Annotated in this window: 8 protein-coding genes, 9 tRNA genes, 3 rRNA genes and 1 pseudogene; 19 read left to right on the top strand and 2 right to left on the bottom strand. The window is 41.8% G+C overall.

The window, feature by feature from the left end; genetic code table 11:
- Nucleotides 1-55 precede the first annotated feature (55 nt).
- Nucleotides 56-676 carry a spore germination lipoprotein GerD gene (gerD, locus tag MHH45_RS15620; RefSeq protein ID WP_003205520.1) on the bottom strand — a complete coding sequence of 207 codons (621 nt, stop codon included), beginning with the start codon at nucleotides 674-676 and terminating at the stop codon, nucleotides 56-58.
- Nucleotides 677-814: 138 nt separating this feature from the next.
- Here gerD and MHH45_RS15615 point away from each other — a divergent pair, with 138 nt between their 5' ends.
- The gene (locus MHH45_RS15615) at nucleotides 815-1,429 is read left to right on the top strand and encodes a KinB-signaling pathway activation protein (protein ID WP_006093095.1); all 615 of its coding nucleotides are present in this window, start codon (nucleotides 815-817) and stop codon (nucleotides 1,427-1,429) included.
- A 216-nt stretch (nucleotides 1,430-1,645) separates the two neighbouring features.
- Here the strand turns inward: MHH45_RS15615 and pdaB are convergent, their stop codons facing one another.
- Nucleotides 1,646-2,410: a polysaccharide deacetylase family sporulation protein PdaB gene (pdaB, locus tag MHH45_RS15610; RefSeq protein ID WP_016116966.1), complete on the bottom strand. Its 765-nt coding sequence runs from the start codon at nucleotides 2,408-2,410 to the stop codon at nucleotides 1,646-1,648.
- Nucleotides 2,411-2,811: 401 nt separating this feature from the next.
- Between pdaB and MHH45_RS15605 the strand changes: the two genes are divergently transcribed.
- The 18 genes and pseudogenes from MHH45_RS15605 (at nucleotide 2,812) to glmM (ending at nucleotide 15,222) form a co-directional block, all read left to right on the top strand.
- Nucleotides 2,812-3,030, top strand: coding sequence for a hypothetical protein (locus MHH45_RS15605; protein ID WP_006093093.1), 219 nt, complete (start codon nucleotides 2,812-2,814; stop codon nucleotides 3,028-3,030).
- A 222-nt stretch (nucleotides 3,031-3,252) separates the two neighbouring features.
- A 16S ribosomal RNA gene (locus MHH45_RS15600) occupies nucleotides 3,253-4,804 on the top strand.
- A 145-nt stretch (nucleotides 4,805-4,949) separates the two neighbouring features.
- Nucleotides 4,950-7,871: ribosomal RNA gene (locus MHH45_RS15595) — 23S ribosomal RNA — on the top strand.
- A 101-nt stretch (nucleotides 7,872-7,972) separates the two neighbouring features.
- Nucleotides 7,973-8,088, top strand: a 5S ribosomal RNA gene (gene rrf, locus MHH45_RS15590).
- Together the 16S, 23S and 5S rRNA genes with 9 tRNA genes alongside form the textbook arrangement of a ribosomal RNA operon.
- Before the next feature lie 8 nt (nucleotides 8,089-8,096).
- Nucleotides 8,097-8,171, top strand: a tRNA-Asn gene (locus tag MHH45_RS15585).
- A 4-nt stretch (nucleotides 8,172-8,175) separates the two neighbouring features.
- Nucleotides 8,176-8,248, top strand: a tRNA-Thr gene (locus MHH45_RS15580).
- Between the two features lie 23 nt (nucleotides 8,249-8,271).
- Nucleotides 8,272-8,346 (top strand) — tRNA-Glu (locus MHH45_RS15575).
- A 5-nt stretch (nucleotides 8,347-8,351) separates the two neighbouring features.
- A tRNA-Val gene (locus tag MHH45_RS15570) sits at nucleotides 8,352-8,427 on the top strand.
- A 16-nt stretch (nucleotides 8,428-8,443) separates the two neighbouring features.
- Nucleotides 8,444-8,527, top strand: a tRNA-Tyr gene (locus MHH45_RS15565).
- A gap of 65 nt (nucleotides 8,528-8,592) precedes the next feature.
- Nucleotides 8,593-8,667: transfer RNA gene (locus MHH45_RS15560), tRNA-Gln, on the top strand.
- A 5-nt stretch (nucleotides 8,668-8,672) separates the two neighbouring features.
- Nucleotides 8,673-8,748 (top strand) — tRNA-Lys (locus tag MHH45_RS15555).
- A gap of 5 nt (nucleotides 8,749-8,753) precedes the next feature.
- A tRNA-Gly gene (locus MHH45_RS15550) sits at nucleotides 8,754-8,825 on the top strand.
- A 10-nt stretch (nucleotides 8,826-8,835) separates the two neighbouring features.
- Nucleotides 8,836-8,908 (top strand) — tRNA-Ala (locus MHH45_RS15545).
- Nucleotides 8,909-9,070: 162 nt separating this feature from the next.
- Nucleotides 9,071-10,221 (top strand): annotated as a pseudogene (locus MHH45_RS15540) (glycerate kinase).
- Between the two features lie 220 nt (nucleotides 10,222-10,441).
- Nucleotides 10,442-11,335 carry an arginase gene (gene rocF / locus MHH45_RS15535; protein ID WP_003194411.1) on the top strand — a complete coding sequence of 298 codons (894 nt, stop codon included), beginning with the start codon at nucleotides 10,442-10,444 and terminating at the stop codon, nucleotides 11,333-11,335.
- 252 nt (nucleotides 11,336-11,587) lie between these two features.
- On the top strand, nucleotides 11,588-12,415 hold the full coding sequence (gene cdaA / locus MHH45_RS15530; protein WP_016116968.1) for a diadenylate cyclase CdaA: 828 nt from the start codon (nucleotides 11,588-11,590) through the stop codon (nucleotides 12,413-12,415).
- Entirely contained in the window at nucleotides 12,408-13,883 is a 1,476-nt protein-coding gene (locus MHH45_RS15525) for a CdaR family protein (RefSeq protein ID WP_077295741.1), read from the top strand. Before cdaA ends, MHH45_RS15525 begins: the two co-directional genes overlap by 8 nt.
- Nucleotides 13,876-15,222, top strand: a complete 1,347-nt coding sequence (gene glmM, locus MHH45_RS15520) for a phosphoglucosamine mutase (protein ID WP_016116970.1) — start codon at nucleotides 13,876-13,878, stop codon at nucleotides 15,220-15,222. Before MHH45_RS15525 ends, glmM begins: the two co-directional genes overlap by 8 nt.
- Nucleotides 15,223-15,487: the final 265 nt, after the last annotated feature.

Below are 15,487 nucleotides of genomic sequence, written 5' to 3'. Positions count from 1 at the left end.
AAATTCCCCATCCTGTATGTGGTGATGGGGAGTTTCCTATGTGCAAGGAGTTGTTTTATTTTTGTTCTTTGCTTCCGCCTTTTGAACCGCCTTCTCCGCCAGATTCTTTTTTTTCAGAGCCGCCGCTCTTTTCGGCTTTTTCAATACCTTTGCTAATGATATCAATTATCTTAGTTTGGAAGAGTGGACTTTCAGCGGATTCTGTTAATACTTGTTGTAAATATTGACGATACTCTTTGCTTTTCATTGTTTGTAGCATCATCTTCTCTACTTCGGGATTTTTCATAATTTCTATAACGCCTGCTTGATATTCAGGGTCTTTTAATAGAGTTTTCATTAAGGCTGTTTGTTCTTTACTGATACTTTTTGCGAATTTCGCTGAAAACTCTGGGTCTTTAAATAGTTTTTCCCAAAGCTGCTGCCCTTTTTCGGATACCATCGCATCTTCAATCGTTTTTTTGACCACAGTTTCATCCAATATAAGTGCTTGTTTCATTTTCTCATCTGTTAATACATCTTGAATTGCTTTCTTTCCTTGATCGGTTTTTAAAATATCGACAATCATTTTTTTTGTTTGATCGTAATCTAATTCAGATTTCGCTTCTTTTCCTTGTGCACATGCGACAAGTACAGTAAAAAGAAGTGAAGAAACTAAGACGAGCAGCATCCGTTTCATTAGCTGGAGCTCCTTTCAACACAGTTCTCTTTTTTAATATAAATATCTTAGAGGAATTTATACATGTTCATGGCTAGCTTTTTGAAATTGTCATTGATACAATTTAAGTAGAAATATATCAATAATGGGGGATGTGTTGTGAATAGCCGAAAATGGGTACGACTATTTTTAACGACGTTGCTACTTGGGGGGATTAGTACAATCCTTATTGGTTTTATTTTAGGATGGGACAAGTACGCTAAATTTTTTCAAAATTTTGACGGTAAAGAGATTCTAATGATTTCTTTTTGGTTACTTGGCGTTGGTTTTATTTTTAGTGTAATTAGTCAAATGGGCTTTTTTGCGTATTTAACAGTTCATCGTTTTGGGCTAGGAATGTTCCGATCGTCTGCTCTTTGGAACGCAGTTCAGCTCTTTTTCATTGCATTTGTACTTTTTGATTTTGTTTATTTAAGATCGGTACTCGTTGCAAATGGAGATGTTTCGTTTGGGAATAATATTCTTGTAGCAGGAATGTTGTTTTTATTTGGAGCACTTGTAGCCTATATAAAGAGTAAAGAGACGAATAAAAAAGCGTTTATACCGGCTTTGTTCTTTATGGTTGTCGTAACAATCCTTGAATGGGTACCGGCGCTTCGGATTAATGATACTGATTGGTTATATTTGATGGTTATACCACTTTTATTGTGTAATGCATATCAGTTACTCATATTACATCGTTTAATAGGACAAAGAAGTAAGTCAGTTAGTTAATTAACAATATACGAGTGAAAAAGGATACAGCACCTTTCGTATGGGGTGCTGTATCCTTTTTAGTATGGGGATTTTTATCCTGCTATTTGCGGACAGTAACATTTCTACCTCAAAATTCAGCGGAATTAAAGAGGTTAGGTGCAAGATGAACGGTCCATAAAAGCCCGATTGGTGAGGGCTAATAATCAGTGGAGAGAATCCCCACTGATTAAAGTTTTACTTTATGTCATTACTTCTTGCACTTGTGTTAGAAATAAGCTGTGATACAGATACTTGCTCATAGCCATCGCTTTTTAATTTCTGCAGGAGCAGCGGTAGAGATTTATTTGTTTGAAGTGCCGAATCGGAAGCGTGTAATAAAACGATGTCTCCACCTCGTAAATTGTTAGCGACTGTTGATACAATTTTATTTACACCAGGGTTTTTCCAGTCGTTTGAATTATTACTCCAGTGTACAACAGTATATCCAAGAGACTCTGCTACTTTGAGAACTGTTTTATTAAATTCCCCACTAGGAGGCCGCAAGAGCTTGACTTGTTTTATGCCAAGCTTTGTAAATACATCTTGCGAACGTAAAAGGTCTCTTCGCATTTCGTTCGCTTCCAAAGAAGTATAAGATGTATAGTTATATCCCATACTGCCAATTTCGTGACCATCCTGTATAATCCGTTCGACAATATCGGGGTGCCTTTCTGCCCATGCTGCAGAAAGGAAGAAAGTCGCATTTTTAATTTCTCTTTCTTTTAAAGTATCAAGAATAGGAACTGCTTTTTTATCTCCCCAGCTAATATCGAATGTTAACGCAACTTGTTTTTTTGCGGTATCGCCTTTGTAAATGACTTTTGGACCAGTTGCAGTTGAAAAAGCCGATTGATGAGAATATGTCTTTAAAAAAAGAAGCCACGCTGTAAATAAGGACAGTATGATAATTAAACTAATGTGCTTAAATTTACGTTTACTTGTTATAAAAAAGAAAAACATAATACTCCGCCCCTTTGTCCAATCCTTTTCAGTTACTTATATGCTCAAAAAGTTGAAAAGAGAACTGAACGATTAATATCGTAGGAAATGGATATAATGGACAATATAGTATGAATTGTAATTTTGGTGGTGATGCATTCGTCATTAGAGTTGATGAATATATTACGCTATTTTGTGTATATATATGTTTTGATTTTCTAACATATAAGTCGCTGCTAGGAAGAACAAAGGGTGACCTGCACTCGTTTCACTCTTTGTTTTAACTTGGCATAGGGCGCGGGAAGAGGGTCTGATCGCTTCTATGCATGACCGGATGTTCTCTCCCACCTAAAGATTAGGGTTTATGTTGGTTTTTCAATTTGTATTTATATAGGCATATGAGTAATTGTTGAGGTGATAGTTTGCTTGGGATTATGATTACAAAAGAAGAACAGAAAGAAATAGAATATGTATTGAAGAGAGAGCTGGATGAGCTTTTATTTGATTTTGCAGACGAGCGAATACATGATGTCGTAAAAAAGACAATGGAAGAACGATATAAAATTCTTTTTTGTTTATTTAGAAGAGTAGCAAATGCAGAAGAATGCATCCGTTATGTAAGAAAAAGAATTTTTTATTAAAAAGTGTTGACTCAAGTAGTTGATATATGATAAATTAATAACCGTCGCTGATGCGGAACAGCAGAAAGCGAAAAAAGAAATTAAAAAACTTAGTTGACATCAAAAAACGAAGATGTTAACATAAGGAAGTCGCAAATGAGCGACAAACAAGTTCTTTGAAAACTGAACGAAACAAACAACGTGAAACGTCAATTTTTATTTTAGATGCTAGACAAACTAACTTTATTGGAGAGTTTGATCCTGGCTCAGGATGAACGCTGGCGGCGTGCCTAATACATGCAAGTCGAGCGAATGGATTAAGAGCTTGCTCTTATGAAGTTAGCGGCGGACGGGTGAGTAACACGTGGGTAACCTGCCCATAAGACTGGGATAACTCCGGGAAACCGGGGCTAATACCGGATAACATTTTGCACCGCATGGTGCGAAATTCAAAGGCGGCTTCGGCTGTCACTTATGGATGGACCCGCGTCGCATTAGCTAGTTGGTGAGGTAACGGCTCACCAAGGCAACGATGCGTAGCCGACCTGAGAGGGTGATCGGCCACACTGGGACTGAGACACGGCCCAGACTCCTACGGGAGGCAGCAGTAGGGAATCTTCCGCAATGGACGAAAGTCTGACGGAGCAACGCCGCGTGAGTGATGAAGGCTTTCGGGTCGTAAAACTCTGTTGTTAGGGAAGAACAAGTGCTAGTTGAATAAGCTGGCACCTTGACGGTACCTAACCAGAAAGCCACGGCTAACTACGTGCCAGCAGCCGCGGTAATACGTAGGTGGCAAGCGTTATCCGGAATTATTGGGCGTAAAGCGCGCGCAGGTGGTTTCTTAAGTCTGATGTGAAAGCCCACGGCTCAACCGTGGAGGGTCATTGGAAACTGGGAGACTTGAGTGCAGAAGAGGAAAGTGGAATTCCATGTGTAGCGGTGAAATGCGTAGAGATATGGAGGAACACCAGTGGCGAAGGCGACTTTCTGGTCTGTAACTGACACTGAGGCGCGAAAGCGTGGGGAGCAAACAGGATTAGATACCCTGGTAGTCCACGCCGTAAACGATGAGTGCTAAGTGTTAGAGGGTTTCCGCCCTTTAGTGCTGAAGTTAACGCATTAAGCACTCCGCCTGGGGAGTACGGCCGCAAGGCTGAAACTCAAAGGAATTGACGGGGGCCCGCACAAGCGGTGGAGCATGTGGTTTAATTCGAAGCAACGCGAAGAACCTTACCAGGTCTTGACATCCTCTGACAACCCTAGAGATAGGGCTTCCCCTTCGGGGGCAGAGTGACAGGTGGTGCATGGTTGTCGTCAGCTCGTGTCGTGAGATGTTGGGTTAAGTCCCGCAACGAGCGCAACCCTTGATCTTAGTTGCCATCATTAAGTTGGGCACTCTAAGGTGACTGCCGGTGACAAACCGGAGGAAGGTGGGGATGACGTCAAATCATCATGCCCCTTATGACCTGGGCTACACACGTGCTACAATGGACGGTACAAAGAGCTGCAAGACCGCGAGGTGGAGCTAATCTCATAAAACCGTTCTCAGTTCGGATTGTAGGCTGCAACTCGCCTACATGAAGCTGGAATCGCTAGTAATCGCGGATCAGCATGCCGCGGTGAATACGTTCCCGGGCCTTGTACACACCGCCCGTCACACCACGAGAGTTTGTAACACCCGAAGTCGGTGGGGTAACCTTTTTGGAGCCAGCCGCCTAAGGTGGGACAGATGATTGGGGTGAAGTCGTAACAAGGTAGCCGTATCGGAAGGTGCGGCTGGATCACCTCCTTTCTATGGAGAATTGATGAACGCTGTTCATCAATATAAGTTTCCGTGTTTCGTTTTGTTCAGTTTTGAGAGAACTATCTCTCAGAAATAAATGTATGTTCTTTGAAAACTAGATAACAGTGTAGCTCATATTTTTTAATTTTAGTTTGGTTAAGTTAGAAAGGGCGCACGGTGGATGCCTTGACACTAGGAGTCGATGAAGGACGGGACTAACGCCGATATGCTTCGGGGAGCTGTAAGTAAGCTTTGATCCGAAGATTTCCGAATGGGGAAACCCACCATACGTAATGGTATGGTATCCTTACCTGAATACATAGGGTATGGAAGACAGACCCAGGGAACTGAAACATCTAAGTACCTGGAGGAAGAGAAAGCAAATGCGATTTCCTGAGTAGCGGCGAGCGAAACGGAATCTAGCCCAAACCAAGAGGCTTGCCTCTTGGGGTTGTAGGACATTCTATACGGAGTTACAAAGGAACGAGGTAGACGAAGCAGCCTGGAAAGGCTCGTCACAGAGGGTAACAACCCCGTAGTCGAAACTTCGTTCTCTCTTGAATGTATCCTGAGTACGGCGGAACACGTGAAATTCCGTCGGAATCTGGGAGGACCATCTCCCAAGGCTAAATACTACCTAGTGATCGATAGTGAACCAGTACCGTGAGGGAAAGGTGAAAAGCACCCCGGAAGGGGAGTGAAAGAGATCCTGAAACCGTGTGCCTACAAATAGTCAGAGCCCGTTAATGGGTGATGGCGTGCCTTTTGTAGAATGAACCGGCGAGTTACGATCCCGTGCGAGGTTAAGCTGAAGAGGCGGAGCCGTAGCGAAAGCGAGTCTGAATAGGGCGTTTAGTACGTGGTCGTAGACCCGAAACCAGGTGATCTACCCATGTCCAGGGTGAAGTTCAGGTAACACTGAATGGAGGCCCGAACCCACGCACGTTGAAAAGTGCGGGGATGAGGTGTGGGTAGCGGAGAAATTCCAATCGAACCTGGAGATAGCTGGTTCTCCCCGAAATAGCTTTAGGGCTAGCCTTAAGTGTAAGAGTCTTGGAGGTAGAGCACTGATTGAACTAGGGGTCCTCATCGGATTACCGAATTCAGTCAAACTCCGAATGCCAATGACTTATCCTTAGGAGTCAGACTGCGAGTGATAAGATCCGTAGTCAAGAGGGAAACAGCCCAGATCGCCAGCTAAGGTCCCAAAGTGTGTATTAAGTGGAAAAGGATGTGGAGTTGCTTAGACAACTAGGATGTTGGCTTAGAAGCAGCCACCATTTAAAGAGTGCGTAATAGCTCACTAGTCGAGTGACTCTGCGCCGAAAATGTACCGGGGCTAAATACACCACCGAAGCTGCGAATTGATACCTATGGTATCAGTGGTAGGGGAGCGTTCTAAGGGCAGTGAAGTCAGACCGTAAGGACTGGTGGAGCGCTTAGAAGTGAGAATGCCGGTATGAGTAGCGAAAGACGGGTGAGAATCCCGTCCACCGAATGCCTAAGGTTTCCTGAGGAAGGCTCGTCCGCTCAGGGTTAGTCAGGACCTAAGCCGAGGCCGACAGGCGTAGGCGATGGACAACAGGTTGATATTCCTGTACCACCTCTTTATCGTTTGAGCAATGGAGGGACGCAGAAGGATAGAAGAAGCGTGCGATTGGTTGTGCACGTCCAAGCAGTTAGGCTGATAAGTAGGCAAATCCGCTTATCGTGAAGGCTGAGCTGTGATGGGGAAGCTCCTTATGGAGCGAAGTCTTTGATTCCCCGCTGCCAAGAAAAGCTTCTAGCGAGATAAAAGGTGCCTGTACCGCAAACCGACACAGGTAGGCGAGGAGAGAATCCTAAGGTGTGCGAGAGAACTCTGGTTAAGGAACTCGGCAAAATGACCCCGTAACTTCGGGAGAAGGGGTGCTTTCTTAACGGAAAGCCGCAGTGAATAGGCCCAAGCGACTGTTTAGCAAAAACACAGGTCTCTGCGAAGCCGTAAGGCGAAGTATAGGGGCTGACACCTGCCCGGTGCTGGAAGGTTAAGGAGAGGGGTTAGCGTAAGCGAAGCTCTGAACTGAAGCCCCAGTAAACGGCGGCCGTAACTATAACGGTCCTAAGGTAGCGAAATTCCTTGTCGGGTAAGTTCCGACCCGCACGAAAGGTGTAACGATTTGGGCACTGTCTCAACCAGAGACTCGGTGAAATTATAGTACCTGTGAAGATGCAGGTTACCCGCGACAGGACGGAAAGACCCCGTGGAGCTTTACTGTAGCCTGATATTGAATTTTGGTACAGTTTGTACAGGATAGGCGGGAGCCTTTGAAGCCGGAGCGCTAGCTTCGGTGGAGGCGCTGGTGGGATACCGCCCTGACTGTATTGAAATTCTAACCTACGGGTCTTATCGACCCGGGAGACAGTGTCAGGTGGGCAGTTTGACTGGGGCGGTCGCCTCCTAAAGTGTAACGGAGGCGCCCAAAGGTTCCCTCAGAATGGTTGGAAATCATTCGTAGAGTGCAAAGGCATAAGGGAGCTTGACTGCGAGACCTACAAGTCGAGCAGGGACGAAAGTCGGGCTTAGTGATCCGGTGGTTCCGCATGGAAGGGCCATCGCTCAACGGATAAAAGCTACCCCGGGGATAACAGGCTTATCTCCCCCAAGAGTCCACATCGACGGGGAGGTTTGGCACCTCGATGTCGGCTCATCGCATCCTGGGGCTGTAGTCGGTCCCAAGGGTTGGGCTGTTCGCCCATTAAAGCGGTACGCGAGCTGGGTTCAGAACGTCGTGAGACAGTTCGGTCCCTATCCGTCGTGGGCGTAGGAAATTTGAGAGGAGCTGTCCTTAGTACGAGAGGACCGGGATGGACGCACCGCTGGTGTACCAGTTGTTCTGCCAAGGGCATAGCTGGGTAGCTATGTGCGGAAGGGATAAGTGCTGAAAGCATCTAAGCATGAAGCCCCCCTCAAGATGAGATTTCCCATAGCGTAAGCTAGTAAGATCCCTGAAAGATGATCAGGTTGATAGGTTCGAGGTGGAAGCATGGTGACATGTGGAGCTGACGAATACTAATAGATCGAGGACTTAACCATATAATATGAAGCAAGTGTTATCTAGTTTTGAGAGAATATAAAAAACTTGTTGACTTTTCAAGTGAATAAGTTATAATGATTGTTGTCTCAAATGAATAATGTCTGGTAATGATGGCAGAGAGGTCACACCCGTTCCCATACCGAACACGGAAGTTAAGCTCTCTAGCGCCGATGGTAGTTGGGACCTTGTCCCTGTGAGAGTAGGACGTTGCCAGGCAATATTATTCCGCAGTAGCTCAGTGGTAGAGCTATCGGCTGTTAACCGATCGGTCGTAGGTTCGAGTCCTACCTGCGGAGCCATTATGCTTCCATAGCTCAGCTGGTAGAGCACTTCCATGGTAAGGAAGAGGTCACCGGTTCAAGCCCGGTTGGAAGCTTGCGAACGGTATTAAAACTTTTTGGCCCGTTGGTCAAGTGGTTAAGACACCGCCCTTTCACGGCGGTAACACGGGTTCGAATCCCGTACGGGTCACCACTTTTGGAGGATTAGCTCAGCTGGGAGAGCACCTGCCTTACAAGCAGGGGGTCGGCGGTTCGATCCCGTCATCCTCCACCATATATTTTATAATGTCGGAGGGGTAGCGAAGTGGCTAAACGCGGCGGACTGTAAATCCGCTCCTTCGGGTTCGGCAGTTCGAATCTGCCCCCCTCCACCATTTTCAAAAAAACAACCTGAAAAGGTTTATTTTTTTGAAAAGACAACCATACTAGTAAATATTAATGGGCTATAGCCAAGCGGTAAGGCAACGGACTTTGACTCCGTCATGCGTTGGTTCGAATCCAGCTAGCCCAGCCATTTACGAGCCATTAGCTCAGTTGGTAGAGCATCTGACTTTTAATCAGAGGGTCGAAGGTTCGAGTCCTTCATGGCTCACCATTTTCGCGGAAGTAGTTCAGTGGTAGAATACAACCTTGCCAAGGTTGGGGTCGCGGGTTCGAATCCCGTCTTCCGCTTTTATACTTCGGGGCCTTAGCTCAGCTGGGAGAGCGCCTGCCTTGCACGCAGGAGGTCAGCGGTTCGATCCCGCTAGGCTCCATTATAAATTAGAAAAAACCTTACATCTTTTGATGTAAGGTTTTTTGTTTATCTTGCTTAATAAGGATGAGTTTCCATTCATTTCGTTTACAATAGAAAGATAGAGTGAAATATACTATTTGAATTGAAGTGTGTTGGAATAAGGGGAATGGAGGGATCGGTGTTGAAAATTGTTATTGCATCTGATTCATATAAAGAAAGCTTACGAGCGATAGAGGTATGTAAGGCTATTGAAAAAGGATTTACTAAAATTTTTCCTGAAGCTGAGTATGTAAAAGTCCCGATTGGAGATGGAGGAGAAGGTACAGTCCAGTCCAGTCCCTTGTTGATGCTACAGGAGGAAAGATTATTCCACTTCATGTAACAGGTCCACTTGGTGAGCGTGTAGAATCATTTTACGGCATTTCTCAAGACAAAAGAACAGCGTTTATTGAAATGGCAGCAGCATCAGGATTACAGCATGTTTCAGTTAAAAAGCGAAATCCTCTTATTACAACAACAAAAGGAACGGGAGAGCTTATATTAGATGCGCTGGATAAAGGCGTACAGCACATCATTTTAGGTCTTGGAGGAAGTGCTACGAACGATGGGGGTGCCGGAATGCTCTCTGCCTTAGGTGTAAAATTTTTAGAGAAAGATGGACGAGTAATAGAACCTGTCGGTGGAAATTTACATTCTATTGATTCTTTAGATTTATCGAAGTTGGATTCTCGTTTAGCACATGTAAAACTGGAAGCGGCGTGTGATGTAGATAATCCTTTGACAGGACAAAAAGGAGCATCTTTTGTATTTGCAAAACAAAAGGGAGCAAGTGCAGAAATGATTGCACAGTTAGATGATAACTTAAAGCGTTATGCCCATGTATTAAAAAAATATTTACATATTGATGTGGAAGAGATTGCAGGTGCAGGAGCTGCGGGGGGATTAGGTGCTGCTGTTGCTGCTGTACTACAAGGGGAATTAAGAAAAGGAATTGAAATTGTACTAGATTATACAAATTTTGATGAACATATAAAAGAAGCGGATCTAGTTCTTACAGGTGAAGGAAGGATAGATGTACAAACAGCTTATGGAAAAGCTCCAGTTGGAATTGCTAGACGGGCAAAGAAGCTTCATATACCCGTTATAGCTATTGGGGGTTCCGTGCTCCCTAATCACATTTCAGTTTATAAAGAAGGAATAGATGCTGTGTTTGCTGCCACATCAAGTCCAATGACATTAGAGGAAGCATATATAACAGCAAAGGAAAATATTGAAATGTCCGCACGAAATATCGCATCTGTATGGAAAATAGCATCAGAAAGACGTCTCTAATATAGGAGGCGTTTTTTTACTTTCAATTATTTATGAACACATGTGTAATGAGGTTTCCTGGGAAGAGTTTCGTTTTATACATAAAATAGCTTTAGGATATTGGTTTCTACGTAGATATGAGTGAATAAGGTGCATATACATACAAAAAAATGTCGAGTTGAGTCAGACTATAGAAAAGATTTAAAATATTTAGTGAAGGCATAAAAGGGGGAGACTATCTATGAAGAAAGAAATTTCAATCGTTGGAGTTCCAATGGACTTAGGGCAAATGCGTCGTGGAGTTGATATGGGACCAAGTGCAATTCGTTATGCGGGAGTAATTGAAAGAATTCAAAATATTGGGTATGACGTAGAAGATATCGGAGACCTATGTATTGAGAGAGAACAGGAAATAGATGAAAATACAAAATTAAGAAACCTTACACAAGTTGCACATGTTTGTGATGAATTAGCAAGTAAGGTTGATCATATTATAGAAAAAGGTCGTTTTCCACTTGTATTAGGTGGTGACCATAGTATTGCTATCGGGACACTTGCAGGGGTGGCAAAGAACTATAAAAATTTAGGTGTTATTTGGTACGATGCACATGGGGATTTAAATACGGAAGAGACATCACCATCTGGAAACATTCATGGTATGTCACTTGCAGCAAGTTTAGGTTATGGACATCCTTCACTCGTTAATTTATATGAAGCGTATCCAAAGGTTAAAAAGGAAAACGTTGTTATTATCGGTGCGCGTGCGTTAGATGAAGGTGAAAAAGAATTCATTCGTAATGAAGGAATTAAAGTGTTTACAATGCATGAAATTGATCGTATGGGTATGACTGCTGTTATGGAAGAAACGATTGCATATTTATCTCATACAGATGGTGTTCATTTATCATTAGATTTAGATGGACTTGATCCACATGATGCACCAGGAGTTGGAACACCTGTAACTGGTGGATTATCATATCGTGAAAGTCATTTAGCGATGGAAATGTTATCGGAGGCTGATATCATTACATCTGCTGAGTTTGTTGAAGTAAATCCGATTTTAGATGAGAAAAATAGAACGGCAACAACAGCGGTAGCGTTAATGGGTTCTTTATTCGGTGAAAAACTAAAATAAATGTAAGAAAAGCAGCTGAAATGCTGCTTTTTTTTATTTTAAAAAAAGAGTATAATAATGAGTTATATTATACCACTTTATAAGAAAAGTTCGACATCTTACCAATTTCCACCAAGGGGGGTGTCGTTGTAATTGTCGTTTCTTTCATGTATGGTATAATTAACTAGTTGTTGTAAATACATACAGATAGAGCAAAATAATAATATTTCAGTATATGGATAAAATTGCTCATAAGTAGGAGGAAGGGTTAGCATGCCTTTTGGAGATATGAACCTTTTGAAATATCTCAGTACGATATTAGATATCGCCGTTGTGTGGTTTGTTATATATAAGCTAATTCTTGTAATCCGAGGAACAAAAGCTGTTCAACTTTTGAAAGGGATTACAGTTATTATTATCGTTCGTATATTAAGTTATTTATTTGAGTTGCATACATTGCAGTGGCTCACGGACCAAGCTTTAACATGGGGATTTTTAGCGATAATTATTATTTTTCAACCAGAGCTTAGACGAGCGCTTGAACAATTAGGAAGAGGAAGTTTGTTCTCCCGTGGAATTGGTCAGGAAGAAGAAGAGCATGAAATCGTTGCGAATGCTGTGGCAAAGGCAACTGAATATATGGGGAAACGACGCATTGGTGCGCTTATTACATTATCTAGAGAAACTGGAATGGGAGATTATGTAGAAACCGGGATTCCTTTAAATGCGAATGTGTCATCAGAACTGCTTATTAATATCTTTATCCCTAATACACCGCTTCATGATGGAGCAGTGATTATGCAAGGAAATACGATTAAAGCAGCAGCTTGTTATTTGCCATTATCGGAAAGCCCGTTCATATCAAAAGAATTAGGAACGCGTCACCGGGCTGCGATGGGAGTTAGTGAAGTAACTGATAGCATTACAGTGGTTGTATCAGAAGAAACAGGCCAAATCTCTTTAACTAAAAATGGAGAATTGCATCGTGACCTAAAAGCCGAACAGTTAAAAGAGATGCTTTTAGCAGAGTTCAGTGGAAATGTGAAGACAACTTCTTCATCTTTATGGAATTGGAATTGGAGGAGAAAGCGTCATGGATAAGCTAATGGAGAACCACTGGTTTTTAAAAGGAATTTCATTACTATTGGCGTTAATGCTTTACATGTCGACGAATTTGTCAGATAAAAGTACGACAGGGAATACGAGTGCATCACTTTTTCCAACAGGTGATGTAACGGAGACAGTATCTAACGTTGTAGTAGCAGTAAATTATGATGAAGATAAATATATTGTAAGTGGTGTTCCAAAGTATGTAAAAATAAAATTGGAAGGGCCAAAAAATGTAATTACTGCAGCAAGGTCGCAACGTGAGTTTGGAGTATCTTTAGATTTACGTGGGTATTCTACAGGAACATACGATGTTCCTTTAAAGTATACCGGGATGGAAAACAATTTAAAAGCAACAGCTCAACCGGCGAAAGTTAAAGTTACGATTCAAAAGAAAGCAAAAAAGTCATTTCCTGTGGAAGTAAAGTACTCAAATGAGAGTCAAATGCAAGGTAGTATGGTTGAAAAACCGACTATCAAACCAGGAACTGTTGAAGTTATTGGTACAGAAGAGGAACTAGCAAAAGTTGCGCTTGTCAGGGCGTATATTGATTTGAAGGGGATAACAAAAACAGTAACAAAGACAGCCGAAATTGTACTGTATGATGAAGAGGGCCGGAAATTAGACTTACAAACAACACCGTCTAAAGTAAATGTTACAATCCCAGTTTCAAATCCAACTGCGACAAATAATATTGAAAAAACTGTGCCACTAACTTATGTGAAAAAAGGAAGTCTACCAGAGGGGTTAGCGGTTACAAACATCGGTATCGAACCAAATGAAGTGACAATATCAGGCCCAAAAGATGTTTTGGATAATATAAAGTCCTTGGAGGGCGTCGAAGTAGATCTTAGTAAAATTACGGAATCTACAACATTCGATGCCTCTGTTTTATTACCGAAAGGTGTAACCAATGTAAGCCCCAGTCAAGTGAAGGTTTCTGTCGAAGTGCAAAAACAAAAAAATGTAAAGCATAAGACAATAGATGGCATTTCTATACAAAAAAATGGATTGTCAGATGAATTCACTTTACAATTACTTTCTCCACAAAGTGAAAAGATAAGCGTTGATATTTCAGGAGAAGCAAGTATAGTAGATAAAATAACAGCGGCGCAAATAACAGCATCAATTAATCTACAAAACGTATCTTCTGGGACGCATGATATTCCAATTCAGGTTAGTGGTCCTAGTAATGTTTCAATAGAAGCAAAACAAAAAAATGTAAAGGTAACCCTTGTAAAGAAAGAAAAACCAGATCAAGAAGTACAAGGTAAGCCGGAGCAACCAGATTCACAAAAAGATAAAGAGAATGAAACAGAAAAACCAACAGAAAAACCAACAGAAAAACCAACAGAAAAACCAACAGAAAAACCAACAGAAGAACAGAACAAAGAATCTGAAAAAAAGAATGAAGCAGAAAAACAAAAAGAGCAAAATAAAGGAGCGAATAGCAATGGGTAAATATTTTGGTACAGATGGTGTGCGCGGTGTCGCGAATAAGGAATTAACGCCTGAATTAGCGTTTAAAATTGGTCGTTTTGGAGGGTATGTATTAACAAAAGATACAGATCGTCCAAAAGTGATTATTGGTCGTGACACACGTGTATCTGGTCATATGCTAGAAGGTGCGTTAGTAGCAGGATTATTATCAACTGGAGCAGAAGTTATGCGCCTTGGCGTTATTTCAACTCCTGGGGTTGCTTACTTAACAAAAGCATTAGATGCACAAGCAGGTGTTATGATTTCAGCATCCCATAACCCAGTACAAGATAATGGAATTAAATTCTTCGGTTCAGATGGGTTTAAACTAACTGATGAGCAAGAAGCTGAAATTGAGGCTTTATTAGATAAAGAGGTAGATGAATTACCACGTCCGACAGGAACAGAGCTTGGACAAGTAAATGACTACTTCGAAGGTGGACAAAAATACTTACAATACATTAAACAAACTGTAGAAGAAGATTTCTCAGGTTTACATATTGCTTTAGATTGTGCGCATGGTGCAACATCTTCTTTAGCACCATATTTATTTGCAGATTTAGAAGCTGATATTTCTACAATGGGTACTTCACCAAACGGCATGAACATTAATGACGGTGTTGGTTCTACACATCCAGAAGGTTTAGCAGAATTAGTAAAAGAAAAAGGTGCAGATATTGGACTTGCCTTTGATGGTGATGGAGACCGTTTAATTGCAGTAGATGAAAAGGGAAACATTGTTGATGGGGATCAAATTATGTACATCTGTGCGAAGTACATGAAAGAAACTGGTCAATTAAAACATAACACGGTTGTTTCAACAGTTATGAGTAACTTAGGTTTCTACAAAGCACTTGAAGCAAATGGTATTACAAGTAATAAAACAGCAGTTGGTGATCGCTATGTAATGGAAGAAATGAAGCGCGGTGGTTATAACCTTGGTGGTGAACAATCTGGTCATATTATCTTACTTGATTACATTACAACTGGAGATGGAATGTTAAGTGCGCTTCAGCTTGTAAATATTATGAAAATGACGAAGAAACCATTGTCTGAGCTTGCAGGTGAAATGATAAAGTTCCCACAATTATTGGTGAACGTTCGTGTAACAGATAAGAAATTGGCATTAGAAAATGAGAGAATTAAAGAAATCATCCGTGTGGTAGAAGAAGAAATGAACGGAGATGGACGTATCCTTGTTCGTCCTTCTGGAACAGAGCCACTTATTCGAGTTATGGCAGAAGCACCAACACAAGAACTTTGTGATGGATATGTACATCGTATTGTAGAAGTTGTGAAAGCTGAGGTTGGCGCTGAATAATTCGCCAATTTCATATGAAAAAGGAGCACGTTTTGTGCTCCTTTTTCATATGTTTTATAGACAATGAAAAATTTTCATTGACGGTTTATGCTGTTTGTTATAAGATGGTCTTGTTCTTTTTCTCGAAATTAATATATGAATTATGAAAGCGCCAGAACTACAAGTTATGTAGTTGACGAGGAGGAGTTTTATCGAGATTTCGGCGGATGACTCCCGGTTGTTTATCACAACCGAAAGCTTTTATTTAAAGCGTTGAGGTGACTCA

The organism is Bacillus sp. FSL K6-0042 (genome assembly GCF_038006685.1).
GTDB lineage: Bacteria > Bacillota > Bacilli > Bacillales > Bacillaceae_G > Bacillus_A > Bacillus_A pseudomycoides.
This window is presented reverse-complemented; position numbering and strand designations above follow the sequence as displayed.

What these genes read in the sequence shown, in the direction of transcription:
- gerD (WP_003205520.1), bottom strand. Translation starts at nt 676, where the DNA reads ATGAAACGGATGCTGCTCGTCTTAGTTTCTTCACTTCTTTTTACTGTA.
- pdaB (WP_016116966.1), bottom strand. Translation starts at nt 2,410, where the DNA reads ATGTTTTTCTTTTTTATAACAAGTAAACGTAAATTTAAGCACATTAGT.
- rocF (WP_003194411.1), top strand. Translation starts at nt 10,442, where the DNA reads ATGAAGAAAGAAATTTCAATCGTTGGAGTTCCAATGGACTTAGGGCAA.
- cdaA (WP_016116968.1), top strand. Translation starts at nt 11,588, where the DNA reads ATGCCTTTTGGAGATATGAACCTTTTGAAATATCTCAGTACGATATTA.
- MHH45_RS15525 (WP_077295741.1), top strand. Translation starts at nt 12,408, where the DNA reads ATGGATAAGCTAATGGAGAACCACTGGTTTTTAAAAGGAATTTCATTA.
- glmM (WP_016116970.1), top strand. Translation starts at nt 13,876, where the DNA reads ATGGGTAAATATTTTGGTACAGATGGTGTGCGCGGTGTCGCGAATAAG.